The organism is Staphylococcus marylandisciuri (genome assembly GCF_025519785.1).
Classification (GTDB): domain Bacteria; phylum Bacillota; class Bacilli; order Staphylococcales; family Staphylococcaceae; genus Staphylococcus; species Staphylococcus marylandisciuri.
This window is the reverse complement of sequence record NZ_JAOPKZ010000011.1, coordinates 1-14,201: the sequence shown is the minus strand read 5'-3', so window position 1 is coordinate 14,201 and position 14,201 is coordinate 1. Positions and strand designations below refer to the sequence as shown.

The 14,201-nt window shown below is 39.4% G+C and carries 10 protein-coding genes, 1 riboswitch and 1 other annotated feature; of the genes, 9 read left to right on the top strand and 1 reads right to left on the bottom strand.

The window, feature by feature from the left end; all coding sequences use genetic code 11:
- Positions 1–620: 620 nt before the first annotated feature.
- Positions 621–1,433 (bottom strand): NAD(P)H-hydrate dehydratase, encoded by an 813-nt coding sequence (locus N9R04_RS07235; RefSeq protein ID WP_262856126.1) that lies wholly within the window; start codon positions 1,431–1,433, stop codon positions 621–623.
- Between the two features lie 518 nt (positions 1,434–1,951).
- Here N9R04_RS07235 and hutH point away from each other — a divergent pair.
- From hutH to N9R04_RS07190, 9 genes are all read left to right on the top strand, one after another.
- Entirely contained in the window at positions 1,952–3,472 is a 1,521-nt protein-coding gene (hutH, locus tag N9R04_RS07230) for a histidine ammonia-lyase (RefSeq protein WP_262856048.1), read from the top strand.
- A gap of 157 nt (positions 3,473–3,629) precedes the next feature.
- Positions 3,630–3,834: a binding site (T-box leader), on the top strand.
- 61 nt (positions 3,835–3,895) lie between these two features.
- Entirely contained in the window at positions 3,896–5,179 is a 1,284-nt protein-coding gene (gene serS, locus N9R04_RS07225; RefSeq protein WP_262856047.1) for a serine--tRNA ligase, read from the top strand.
- A gap of 278 nt (positions 5,180–5,457) precedes the next feature.
- Positions 5,458–5,560, top strand: a riboswitch (SAM riboswitch).
- Positions 5,561–5,841: 281 nt separating this feature from the next.
- Complete coding sequence (gene metX, locus N9R04_RS07220) at positions 5,842–6,807, top strand: homoserine O-acetyltransferase MetX (protein ID WP_262856046.1); 966 nt, start codon at positions 5,842–5,844, stop codon at positions 6,805–6,807.
- 128 nt (positions 6,808–6,935) lie between these two features.
- Positions 6,936–7,871, top strand: coding sequence for a YybS family protein (locus tag N9R04_RS07215; RefSeq protein ID WP_262856045.1), 936 nt, complete (start codon positions 6,936–6,938; stop codon positions 7,869–7,871).
- 14 nt (positions 7,872–7,885) lie between these two features.
- A complete protein-coding gene (locus tag N9R04_RS07210) occupies positions 7,886–9,853 on the top strand; it encodes a DHH family phosphoesterase (protein WP_262856044.1) in 1,968 nt (655 codons plus the stop codon).
- On the top strand, positions 9,850–10,299 hold the full coding sequence (gene rplI, locus N9R04_RS07205; protein ID WP_262856043.1) for a 50S ribosomal protein L9: 450 nt from the start codon (positions 9,850–9,852) through the stop codon (positions 10,297–10,299). Before N9R04_RS07210 ends, rplI begins: the two co-directional genes overlap by 4 nt.
- Before the next feature lie 30 nt (positions 10,300–10,329).
- Positions 10,330–11,727 (top strand): replicative DNA helicase, encoded by a 1,398-nt coding sequence (dnaB, locus tag N9R04_RS07200; protein WP_262856042.1) that lies wholly within the window; start codon positions 10,330–10,332, stop codon positions 11,725–11,727.
- 289 nt (positions 11,728–12,016) lie between these two features.
- Positions 12,017–13,303 carry an adenylosuccinate synthase gene (locus tag N9R04_RS07195; protein ID WP_262856041.1) on the top strand — a complete coding sequence of 429 codons (1,287 nt, stop codon included), beginning with the start codon at positions 12,017–12,019 and terminating at the stop codon, positions 13,301–13,303.
- A 689-nt stretch (positions 13,304–13,992) separates the two neighbouring features.
- Positions 13,993–14,201: transposase (locus N9R04_RS07190; RefSeq protein WP_506005088.1), on the top strand; the 209-nt coding region annotated here is incomplete at its 3' end.

Below are 14,201 nucleotides of genomic sequence, written 5' to 3'. Positions count from 1 at the left end.
TGAAGGGAGCGGGACAGAAATCTAATTTGAACAAAGAGATTTCGTAGTCCCGCCCCGGCAAGGATGACTAGAATTAAAAAAAGCTTGATACAAGCGCCTTTTTAAATCAGTCATCTACTGCCAAGATGCTGAAAGAGGGAGCGGGACAGAAATCTAATTTAAATAAAAAGATTTCGTAGTCCCGCCCCGGCAAGGATGACTAGAATTGAAAAAAGCTTGATACAAGCGAGTTTTCAAATCAGTCATCTACTGCCGAGATGTTGAAGAGGTTGAGACATTACATTATGTCCCAGCCTCAATTTTTTTACGCTAAACCACGAGTTAATGAGTTTCTACGAGCAATGTCAGTCGAACGTCGCAAAGCTATTATGGTATAAATAAGAGGGAGCGGGGCAGAAATCTAATTTGAATAAAGAGATTTCTGTCCCGCTCCCCTCTTTTAAGAATTTATGAGGTCGGACTAAAGCGTTGAGGAGTTGAGCAGCACCGAACGATGAGCACAATGGGTTTGTAAATTTTGTCGCGTCGTGCGCGTATCTGTCGACAATCCTGGTGTTGGGACGCCGTTAAACATTTTCCCAGAACACAGAAACTTTATGTCTCAACTTCATGAAACTCCACTACTCTTCTAATTGTTTCATAGCTCGTGGGATTTCATTAATAATACTTGTAGGCGGAACGACATACATCGTTTTGGAGAGTTCTTCGCCAATATAACTATGGATGTACGTTGCACTCGTCACAGCATCCTCAAGATTATCAAATTGGCCGACAAAACTTGTAATCATACCAGCTAGCGTATCTCCCATACCGCCAGTAGCCATGGCAGGTGTTCCAATAGATAGCTTATAAGTGTTTTCCTCGAAGTATAATTCGGTTCCATGTTGCTTTAACACAATTGTAGCATTTAATTCACGCGCCGCTTCTAAATTACGTTCCGGCGTTTGATCGGCAATCTCAATACCACTTAAACGTTGCCACTCCATCTGATGTGGAGTAAAGATGATACGACAATTTGGTAATTGAGGCTTTAACTTACTAAATATTGTAATCGCATCTCCATCGATGATTAAGGTTTGATGTTCTTGAATATTTTGTAGAAGAAATGTAATAGCGTTATTACCTTTGAAATCACATCCAAGGCCTGGCCCTATGAGTATACAATCTACACTCTCAATATGTTGAGTTAACGTCTTCGTATCATTCATATCAATCACCATTGCTTCAGGGCAACGAGAATGTAACGCGGCATGATTATTAGGATGAGTAGCTACAGTAATAAGCCCACTACCACTATAGACGCAAGCAGTTGCGGCCATCATGATTGCACCACCCATGTTGGCATTGCCGCCAATCAAGAGTATGCGACCGTAATCACCTTTATGTGTTTCATCGTTACGACGAGGGATAGTAGTTGTTGATAAAGTTTTCATCATTGGAGAACCTCCCTTAGACTTTGAGTCCTCATTCGTTTTTATAGAAGAAATTGAATGATTTACCATTGATTCATTCTCATTATCCATGAGCGTAGTTAAAGTATTAATGCTTTTGCCTCTTTTACTATGAGTTTAGTGAAAGAGCTTGGAAATTTAACACTAGAATTATGCGGACTAGCGAATACACATTGACTCGTGTGCTAGTTGCTTGGCTCTGTTAGAATCTTGGTCAACGGTACGAAAGTGTAACAAACACGCATTAGATTTCTATCTGACTTTTTCCTCTATGTTTCAAATACAATAAATCATACTATACCTCGTAAACTTAATAGTCAATAGAATTTAACTATTTTTTATATAGGTCAATCAAGGCACTCGAAAGGGAAGTGCTATCACCCTACTTTATCTTACTAATATGTTAACTCAATACCTCATTACGGATTGTGGAAGAAGCATTGTCACTAATGAAATGTAAGCGTATACTTTTTACAAATGCTCGTAAGGGGGAATGGGTTATGAAATTAAAGCTCAATGGGGAAACATTATCTATTAGTGATATTCAACACTTCTTAGCTTTAGAAGGACAAGTAGAAATAACAGAAGATTCACTGAAGCGAGTAGCTCAAAGTTGTGCTACTGTGGAGCGTATCATTAAAGGCAAAGCAAAGGTTTATGGGATTACTACAGGCTTCGGCCTATTTAGTGATGTTCGCATTGATGATGCTGAATACAATCAATTACAAGTCAATTTAATTCGTTCCCACGCGTGTGGTGTGGGTGAAGCTTTTGAGGAAGAAGTCAGCTTAGTCATGATGATCTTACGTTTAAATACTTTATTGAAAGGTCACTCAGGGGTTACAGTAGAGCTAATTGAGCAGCTTAAGTACTTCATCAATCAGCGCATCTTACCAGTTATACCACAACAAGGGTCACTTGGAGCTTCGGGTGACTTAGCACCATTATCGCATTTAGCGTTAGCTTTGATTGGTGAGGGTAATGTGAGTTATCAGGGTGAAATTAGAGCTAGTAGCAGTGTTCTACAAGAGTTAAACCATGCTCCTCATCGATTACAAGCCAAAGAAGGTCTAGCACTTATCAATGGAACGCAAGCAATGACTGCTCAGGGTGTGTTAAGTTATATTGAAGCGGAACATTTAGGCTATCAAGCAGAGTGGATTGCTTCACTTACACATCAAGCGTTAAATGGCATTATAGACGCTTATAATGATAAAGTGCATCAAGTGCGAAATGTTCAAGAACAAATCGAGGTAGCAGCGCGCATGAGAGACTGGTTAGACGGATCTCAATTGACGACACGTCAAGCAGAACTACGCGTTCAAGACGCTTACACTTTACGCTGTATCCCGCAAATCCATGGGGCAAGCTTCCAAGTATTTAATTATGTTAAAGAAAAGCTGGAATTTGAAATGAATGCGGCGAATGATAATCCACTTATCTTTGATGATGATGACGAAATATTAGTTATTTCTGGAGGTAATTTCCACGGTCAACCGGTAGCCTTTGCGTTAGATTTCTTAAAAATTGGTATGAGTGAGTTAGCTAATGTAGCAGAACGGCGACTGGAACGATTAGTTAATCCCCAATTAAATAATGGTATGCCTGCCTTCTTGAGCCCCCAACCAGGTTTACAAAGTGGGGCTATGGTCATGCAATATGCAGCTGCAAGCCTCGTGTCGGAGAATAAAACGTTAGCCCATCCGGCAAGTGTCGATTCAATTCCATCTTCGGCCAATCAAGAAGATCACGTCTCTATGGGAACTATAGCTGCCCGCCATGGCTACAAGATTGTAGAAAACGCGCGTCGTGTTTTAGCTATCGAGAGTATTATCGCGCTTCAAGCAGTTGAATATCAAGGTATAGATAAGTTATCGCCTAAGACGCGTGTTAAATATGATGCGTTGCGAAATATAGTACCTTCAATAACCGAAGATCGACCGTTTCATAAAGATATAGAAGCTGTGGCTACTTATTTAAAGGAAGGTGCCTATAAGGGAAGTATAGATGGAGGTCAGTAAGTTGAGGTTCTAATCTAGGGACCACTCACTTGAATATCCTTTAAATAGAGGCGTTACATAGTGACCTTCCCCCCAATAATTTGAAAGAGAACGAAATTAACTCTGATGGGACTGCTTGAAAGTTTTTAAACAATTTGCTATATTTAGGTTAATTCAATATAAAATTGTTCGTAGGCTAAGTAGTATTAATGAGATGATTTCAGAGAACTTGTGGGTGGTGTGAACAAGTATTCGTCCTTAATGTGAATCTACCTACATATTTGAACAATCGGCAATAACCGTTATTTTAGTGAGAGTGCAGACTTAATCATTAGTCATTAAGCTGTTAAATAGGGTGGCAACGCGTAGACCACGTCCCTTGTGAGGGACGTGGTATTTTTTATGCGTCTAACTCTAAATATATTTAAAGAAGGAGATAGAGCAATGTTAGATATTCGACTATTCCGTACTGAGACAGACATGGTAAAGGACAAGATTGCGAAGCGTGGCATGGATCCATCTGTTGTCGATCGTGTCCTTGAATTGGATGAAAAGCGTCGTGATTACATTAGTAAGACTGAAGAGATGAAAGCAGAACGTAATAAAGTAAGCGGTGAAATTGCTGAGAAGAAACGCAACAAAGAAGATGCTGACGATGTGATCAAAGCTATGCGTGAGTTAGGAGACAAGATTAAAGAAGTAGACACGTCTCTAAATGAAGTCAACCAAGAACTTAAAGACACGCTTGCGAGCATTCCAAACTTAATCCATGATGATGTGCCGGAAGGTGAGTCAGATGAAGACAATGTAGAGTTGAAACGTTGGGGTACTCCGAGAGAGTTTGAATTTGAAGCGAAACCGCATTGGGACTTAGTAGAAGATTTGAAGATGGCAGACTTTGATCGTGCAGCTAAAGTGTCTGGTGCTCGCTTTGTGTTCTTGACTGGAGATGGCGCTTTACTAGAACGTGCTTTGATGAACTACATGATTACTAAACATACGACACAACATGGATATACTGAAATGATGGCGCCCCAATTAGTCAATGCCGATTCAATGTACGGTACAGGACAATTACCTAAGTTTGAAGAGGATCTGTTTAAAGTAGAGAAAGAAGGATTATATACCATTCCAACTGCTGAAGTGCCACTCACTAATTTCTACCGTAATGAAATTATTGATTTAGATCAGTTACCTGCTAAATTTACAGGTCAGACTGCTTGCTTCAGAAGTGAAGCTGGATCTGCCGGACGTGATACACGTGGACTTATCCGTCTACATCAATTTGATAAAGTTGAGATGGTGCGTTACGAGAAGCCTGAAGATTCATGGGATGCGCTTGAAGAACTAACATTGAACGCTGAGGCTATCTTAGAGGAACTTGGACTCCCATACCGTCGCGTGAATTTATGTACTGGTGACATCGGATTCGGAGCGAGTAAAACATATGATTTAGAAGTGTGGTTGCCAAGCTATAATGATTATAAAGAAATCAGTTCTTGTTCAAACGTTACTGATTTCCAAGCTCGACGTGCAAATATTCGTTTCAAACGCGATAAAGATGCGCGCCCAGAATTTGTACACACACTAAATGGTAGCGGTCTCGCAGTGGGACGTACGTTTGCTGCTATTGTTGAAAATTATCAAAATGAAGATGGATCAGTAACTATTCCTGAAGCACTCGTACCGTTTATGGGTGGAAAGACTGAAATACGCGTCGATGAATAATAGTCGTGCTGTATAATGAGAGGTTAAGACGATAGTGTATAGATTGATATTCGACCTAGCACTTAACGTCTTAACCTTTTTTGTTAGTACCTAGTCTAAGTGCTAGCGATCACACTAAGGCGGTGAAAAGGGAAGACTAGGAGATTTAATACAGAAGTATGTCTAACATCAGACAAACGGAAGTCTAACCCCTAAGAATATTTATTGAACTATTCGCAATTTTCTATTAGAATATAGTCTAACTTATACTAATCTAAAAATATGACATTATGAATATGATCTTATTCAGAGAAGCGGAGGGATTTGGCCCTGAGAAGCTTCAGCAACCAACTATGTTAGCACGGTGCTACTACCAACGATATGTTACTCGGATAATAAGTATTTAATGGAGGTCGGGACACAAGCGATGAGGGTTTGAGCAGGGGGCCCCAACACAGAGAAACTGGGACATAATGGTCTTTGCCTGGGCTGGACTATGAAATCTTTTTATTCAAATTAGATTTCTGTCCCGCTCCCTTTTGAAATGCCGTTAATCGGTATCCCAGAGCACAGAAACTTACGTCTCAACCTCCTTTTTGATTCGAAATATCGCAGAACCTGTCAGCTTTTAAGTAATAATGAGGAAAGTCTAGAAGTTTATTCAATAATAGGGGGCGAATATAATGACGTATTATACCGTTGATACTTTAGAACTAGGTGAGTTTCAGACAGAATCTGGCGAACTGATCCAGAATTTAAAGTTACGTTATGAGCACGTAGGTTACAAAGGGCAGCCGCTCGCGCTCGTTTGTCATGCTCTAACAGGCAATCACCTCACATATGGAACTGACGATGCCCCCGGCTGGTGGCGTGAAATTATTGATGGTGGCTACATGCCTGTACACGATTATCAGTTCTTAACTTTCAACGTGATTGGTAGCCCCTTTGGTTCAAGTTCACCTCTGACTGATGAGCACTTTCCCCACCAACTAACACTGAGAGATATTGTGCGTGCCATAGAATTAGGTATTAAAACATTAGGCTATGAGCGTATAAACGTATTAATCGGAGGCTCTTTAGGTGGTATGCAAGCTCAAGAACTCTTATATAATAGACAATTTCAAGTGGATAAAGCGATCATTCTAGCTGCCACGGATAAGACGTCTTCTTATAGCCGCGCTTTCAATGAAATAGCAAGACAAGCGATGGATATAGGGGGAGTAGAAGGGTTAAGCATAGCTCGTCAACTAGGATTTTTAACTTATCGTTCCTCTAAAAGTTATGATGAACGGTTCACACCTGATCAAGTTGTCTCCTATCAGAAACATCAAGGGAATAAATTTAAGAAGAACTTTGATTTAGACTGTTATTATACGCTGCTTGACGTCTTAGATAGTCATAATTTGGATCGAGGACGGGATGATGTAGATGAAGTGTTAGGGTCTCTTGAAACGAAAGTATTAACACTTGGATTTACTGATGATTTGCTCTATCCAGATGATCAAGTACGAGCGATGGGGCGTCGCTTTAAATATCATCGTCATTTCTTTGTACCCGATAATGTCGGCCACGATGGTTTTTTACTTAATTTTAATGATTGGGCACCTAACTTATATCATTTCTTAAAAATATCTAAAGTTAGACGTTAATTTTTGAATTTTATATTCTAGAAAAAACACTTCTTACATTCGCTTTGGAGAATTGACAATAATTGTATAAACCTTTTAAAGAGGTTAAAATGGTTATTATAGTCAAATTTAGTATAGGAGTGGCGAAATTGTTTTCAAAAGTAAATCCTAAAGCTACCATCATAGGTATTATCGTATTTGCTATTGTAGCTTTAGTCACAAATTTATTGCCTCCACTAGGTTTCGTGTTGTGTTTCTTCGCAACCATTCCTGGCGTTGTATTATGGCATAAATATAAAGAAAGTTTTGGCATAGTAGCGTTAGTATCAGTGATCATTACTACTTTGTTCGGTAACGTTATCACGCTAAGTGCTATGGTCGTCGTCTTGATTACAGGATGGGTAATAGGACAATTATTGAAAGAACGCGCAACTAAAGAGCGTATTTTCTACGTCACAACTACATACTTAAGTTTATTTACTTTAATAGCTATACTTATCTTACAAGTAACTCACCGCTTTCCTAAGGGACAAGACTTGGTTCAACCACTAAGAACGATGTTAGATCTTCCCACAACTCTTAGTGATAAAGAGCTGAGCACGAGTGTGTTAGATCAATATAACCAGGTAATAGATGTTGCAACGAATCAATTCTTAATGGAGTTTCCAAGTCACATCATTGTGAGTATCTTCATCATTGTGTTACTTAATTTGTTGATTACTTTTCCTATCTTACGCAAATTTAAAGTGGCAACGCCGGTATTTAAACCGCTTTATGCTTGGCAAATGCCACGTTTTTTACTGTTCATATATGTGATCGCAATTGTATGTACTATGTTTACATCGGTGAGTGAACCTTCTACCTTTCAAAGTATCGTCTTAAACTTTAAAGTTGTGTTATCATTATGTATGTATATTCAGGGATTAAGTGTCATTCATTTCTTTGGTAAGTCGAAAGCGATGCCTTTAGCAATTATTATTCTGTTGATGGTGATAGGGTCATTGATCTCATTAATTGCACCAATCATTATCTTAATTGGTATGGTAGACTTACTGATGAATTTAAAAGCTATCATTAAAAAATGATTTGAGGTGGAAGAATGAACCGGCAATCCACTAAAAAAGCTTTAATCTTGCCATTTATCTTAATGGTGTTAACAGGTGTAGCAATTGTCATCGCTTGGTTTGTCTTTAACCACGTTTGGGCAACGATTGCGGCTATCGTACTTATCGTCATGATCAGCGTGTCGGTATACTTAGTACGTAAAGCTTTGTTAAAAATGGATAATTATGTTGAAGAATTAAGTGGACACATATCAGCTGGCAGTGATACTGCAATTAAAGAATTACCTATCGGAATGATTATTTTAGATGAGAATGAAAATATTGAATGGATGAACAAATTTATGACTGAACGTTCTGAGCGTAATGTGATTTCAGATCCAGTCAATGAGGTTTATCCAAATATTTTAAAGCAGTTAGAGAAGACGCAAGAAATTGAAATTGAAGATCATGGCTATCATTATCGTGTACGCCATGCAGAAGATGAAAACATCCTGTATTTCTTCGATATAACTGAAGAGGTTAAAACGAACGAGTTATATGAAGAATCAAAACCGATCATTGCAACGCTTTTCTTAGATAACTATGATGAAATTACGCAAAATATGAATGATACGCAACGCTCAGAAATTAACTCAATGGTAACACGTGTAATTAGCCGATGGGCTTCTGAATACAATATTTACTTTAAACGTTACAGTTCTGATCAGTTTGTGGCGTATTTGAATCAACGTATATTAAATGAAGTAGAAGATAGTAACTTTGATATCTTAAGTCAATTAAGAGAGAAAAGCGTCGGTTATCGCGCGCAGCTCACACTCAGTATCGGTGTGGGAGAAGGCTCTGAGAATCTGATTGATCTAGGTGAACTGTCTCAGTCCGGGCTAGACTTAGCTCTAGGAAGAGGCGGTGACCAAGTAGCGATTAAGCATATTAACGGTAACGTACGTTTCTATGGCGGTAAGACTGATCCTATGGAAAAGCGTACGCGTGTTAGAGCACGAGTTATTTCTCACGCGTTAAAAGATATTATTATGGAAGGCGACAAAGTGATCGTGATGGGTCATAAGCGTCCTGACCTAGATGCTATCGGTGCTGCTATCGGTGTGACGCGCTTTGCGATGATGAATAATCTCGATGCATACGTCGTCCTTAACGAGTCCGATATCGATCCGACATTAAGACGGGTCATGAATGCTGTCGATGAGAAACCAGAGTTAAAAGAGCGTTTCATTACCTCTGACGAAGCTTGGGATATCATGACTTCTAAGACAACATTAGTCGTAGTTGATACGCATAAACCTGAAATGGTTCTCGATGAAAATATTCTAAATAAATCTAATAGAAAAGTTGTCATCGATCATCACAGACGGGGCGAAAGCTTTGTATCTAATCCGCTACTTGTCTATATGGAACCTTATGCCAGCTCTACAGCAGAACTGGTTACAGAACTATTAGAGTATCAACCAACTGAGCAACGGCTCACTAGACTTGAATCAACCGTCATGTTTGCCGGAATCATTGTGGATACTCGTAACTTTACATTGCGCACAGGTTCAAGAACGTTTGACGCTGCTAGCTATTTAAGAGCACACGGCGCCGATACGATTCTAACGCAACACTTCCTTAAAGATGATATAGATACCTATATTAATCGTACTGAATTAATACGTACAGTAGATCTTCAAGATAATGGCGTCGCTATAGCGCATGGACCGGATGACAAGATCTATCATCCCGTCACCGTTGCACAAGCTGCCGATGAGTTGTTAAGTTTAGATGGTGTAGAGGCATCATATGTAGTAGCGCGACGTGAAGATAATTTAGTAGGTATGTCTGCACGCTCACTCGGTGCGTTTAATGTTCAGCTAACTATGGAAGCACTTGGTGGAGGCGGGCATTTAACGAATGCTGCTACACAGATGAAAGATGTTACAGTAGATGAAGCGATAGAACAATTACAACAGGCAATAACAGAACAAATAAGTAGGAGTGACGAAGCATGAAAGTAATATTCACACAAGATGTTAAAGGTAAAGGTAAAAAAGGTGAAGTTAAAGATGTACCAGTAGGTTACGCTAACAACTTCCTATTTAAAAAGAACTTAGCTGTAGAAGCTAACAGTGGCAATCTAAAACAATTACAACAACAAAACAAACGGGCTGAACAAGAAAGACAACAAGAAATTGACGAGGCCAAAGAATTAAAAGAACGCCTAGAAAATATTGAAGTAGAAGTGAGTGCTAAGACTGGAGAAGGTGGAAAGCTTTTCGGTTCTATCAGCACTAAACAAATTGCTTCAGCACTACAAGACCAACATGATATTAAAATCGATAAGCGTAAGATGGATTTACCTCATGGTATCCATGCCTTAGGTTATACGAATGTTCCAGTTAAGCTAGACAAAGAAGTAGAAGGAACAATACGCGTGCACACAGTAGAACAAAACTAATTACGGATTGAGATATGAGGTGTAGAACAAATGGACGGAATGTATGAACAAAACAAAATGCCGCATAGTAATGAAGCGGAACAATCTGTTTTAGGTGCCATTTTTCTCGATCCCGAACTCATGAATGCAACTCAGGAAGTCTTACTTCCTGAGTCGTTTTATAGAGGTGCACATCAACACATCTTCCGTGCGATGATGCACATTCATGAAGATAATAAGAATATCGATAGTGTCACATTAGTAGATCAACTGTCTCAAGAAGGATGTCTAAGTGAAGCGGGTGGGCCTCAATATCTCGCAGAACTAGCTAACAACGTCCCGACCACTCGAAACATTCAATACTACACAGACATCGTGCTCAAACTGTCTACTAAACGCAAATTGATACAAGTAGCAGAGAGCATCGCAAATGATGGTTATAACAGCGAATTAGAATTAGATGAAGTACTTAATGATGCCGAACGTCGAATCTTAGAAATATCTTCTACACGTGAAAGTGAAGGCTTTAAAGATATCGTTGATGTCTTAGGAGAAGTGTATGAAAACGCTGAGTTGCTCGATCAAAATAGCGGTCAAACTCCAGGTATCCCTACTGGTTATCGTGATTTAGATAATATGACTGCCGGGTTTAATCGCAATGATTTAATCATCATAGCAGCACGTCCCTCAGTGGGTAAGACTGCCTTTGCTCTAAATATTGCGCAAAAAGTAGCAACACACGAAGATAACTTTACCGTCGGCATCTTCTCCCTAGAGATGGGCGCTGATCAACTCGTTACGCGTATGCTGTGCAGTACAGGTAACATTGATTCAAATCGATTGAGAACAGGTACCATGGAAGAGGAAGATTGGAATCGATTCACTACTTCTATTGGTAAACTATCTCATACTAAACTGTTTATTGACGACACACCAGGCATTCGTGTAACTGATGTGCGTTCTAAGTGCCGCCGTCTTAAACAAGAGCACGGGCTAGATATGGTTGTTATTGATTACCTACAGTTACTTCAAGGTAGTGGATCTCGTTTCTCTGATAACCGTCAACAAGAAGTATCTGAAATATCCCGCACACTTAAAGCAATAGCCAGAGAAATTGAATGTCCTGTTATCGCTTTAAGTCAGCTTTCCCGTGGCGTAGAACAACGGCAAGATAAACGTCCGATGATGAGTGATATTCGTGAGTCTGGTTCTATTGAGCAAGATGCTGATATCGTAGCGTTTCTATATCGTGATGATTATTACGAGCGTGCAGGAGAAGATGATGACGATGAGGATATAGGCATGGAACCTCAAGTCAATAATGATAATGGAGAAATAGAAATCATTATCGCTAAGCAGCGTAACGGCCCAACAGGTACAGTTAAGCTTCACTTCATGAAACAATATAATAAATTCACTGATATCGATTATGCACATGCAGACATGTAAACATCGTTAATAAGTGTTAAACCGTACGATAAATTGCGTATTCGTAATTATTGTACGGTTTATGTTTGTTTAGGTGCCTTATTAAAACTAGGAAGTACGGCTAAAATAATGTTTGCTAAGCTACATAATAGCTTGATATTAAAGTTTTCAAGATCTGTAAAGATAGGTTGAAACTTCGATGGACAGAATTTTGATTACTTATGATAATGTTCGATTTTTATTTGCAATCTTAAAGTAATATTGGTAAAATACTGAATGGTTAAAATGAGATAAACTTGGAGGTGCTCATATGTCATCAATCGTAGTAGTTGGGACACAATGGGGAGACGAAGGTAAAGGGAAGATTACAGATTTCTTAGCAGAACAAGCAGATGTCATTACACGTTTTTCAGGCGGAAATAATGCTGGTCATACTATCAAGTTTGATGGAGAAACATATAAATTACACTTAGTACCGTCTGGAATTTTTTATAAAGATAAACTCGCAGTGATCGGTAATGGTGTAGTAGTAGATCCTGTAGCACTTTTAAAAGAATTAGATGGCTTAAATGAACGCGGTGTTTCCACAGACAACTTACGCATTTCTAATCGTGCGCAAGTCATCTTGCCTTACCATTTAAAGCAAGATGAATACGAAGAAGAACGTCGTGGCGATAATAAGATTGGTACAACGAAGAAAGGTATTGGTCCAGCATACGTGGATAAAGCACAGCGCATGGGTATCCGTATGGCTGATTTACTAAATAAAGCGTCCTTTAAAAAACGTCTGCAAGAAAATATTGATTATAAAGAAGCTTACTTCCAAGGTATGTTCAATAAATCGTGTCCAACGTTTGATGAGATATTCGAGACATATTATGAAGCAGGACAACGTTTAGCTCCGTTCGTGACAGATACTGCGAAGACATTAGATGATGCCTTTGTGAAAGATGAGAAAGTATTATTTGAGGGTGCGCAAGGCGTGATGCTCGACATAGACCACGGAACGTACCCATTCGTTACATCTAGTAACCCAGTGGCAGGTAACGTTACAGTAGGTACAGGTGTAGGTCCTACCTTCATCTCTAAAGTGATTGGAGTATGTAAAGCTTACACTTCTCGCGTAGGCGACGGTCCGTTCCCAACAGAATTATTTGATGACGATGGTCACCACATTCGCGAAGTAGGACGTGAGTATGGTACTACAACAGGTCGCCCTAGACGTGTGGGTTGGTTTGATTCAGTCGTTGTCCGTCATGCACGTCGTGTTAGTGGTATCACAGACTTATCTATCAATTCTATTGATGTGTTGACAGGTTTAGAAACAGTGAAGATTTGTACAGCTTATGAGCTTGATGGCGAACGAATTACTGAATACCCAGCTAACTTAGATGAGTTACAACGATGTAAGCCAATTTATGAAGAGCTTCCAGGTTGGACTGAAGATATCACATCTTGTCGCTCATTAGATGAGTTACCAGATAATGCGCGTCGTTATTTAGAACGTATTTCTGAAATATGTGGCGTAAGCATTTCAATCTTCTCTGTGGGTCCTGATCGTAACCAAACAAACTTATTGACGAACTTATGGGATTAACCAATCATCTAAGAAGATGTTAATCAATTTCAACGGAGGTTGAGACATAAAGTTTCTGTGCTTTGGGAAACCGATTAACACCGTCCCAAAGCAGGATTGTCGACAGAAATGCTTATGTCCCGACCTCCTTAAAAGTAAAATGACATGTTAATTCGAAGTGTTTAGACTCCTGAGGGCGGGGCCCCAACAAAGAGAAACTGGGACATAAATCCCAGCCTCTTCAACATCTTGGCAGTAGATGACTGATTTGAAAATGCGCTTGTATTAAGCTTTTTTCAATTCTAGTCATCCTTGCCGGGGCAGGACTACGAAATCATTTTATTCAAATTAGATTTCTGTCCCGCCCCCAACAAGCACAGCGAGTTGGGGTGGGCCCCAACATAGAGGCTGGGACATAAAGGTCTTTGACTAGAGAGAAAGAGGCTGGGACATAAATCCCAAAAAAAATAGCACTCAGATGATTTATTTCATTTCATCTGAGTGCTTCTTCATATTCCATACTTCGTATTATTGGCTCGCTTTCCTAGGGTGCCGTCTCAGCCTCGGTCTTCGACTGGCACTGCTCCCTCAGGAGTCTCGCCACAAATACTCAGTGTTAACATGTAAATTTACATCAAAATACTTTAAAAAAATAAGGCCCTTTCGTATAATTTAATTAAGTCCATAAAACTAAATTAACGAGGTGCCTTATGTATAAAAATTATAACATGACTCAACTTACACTACCAATAGAAACATCAGTTCTAATCCCCACAAATGATCTATCACGACATGTTAATGAAATCGTTGAAACAATTCCTGAAAATGAATTCGATGAATTCAAGCATCATCGCGGTGCTACCTCATATCACCCCAAAATGATGTTGAAAATTATTTTATATGCCTACACACAATCTGT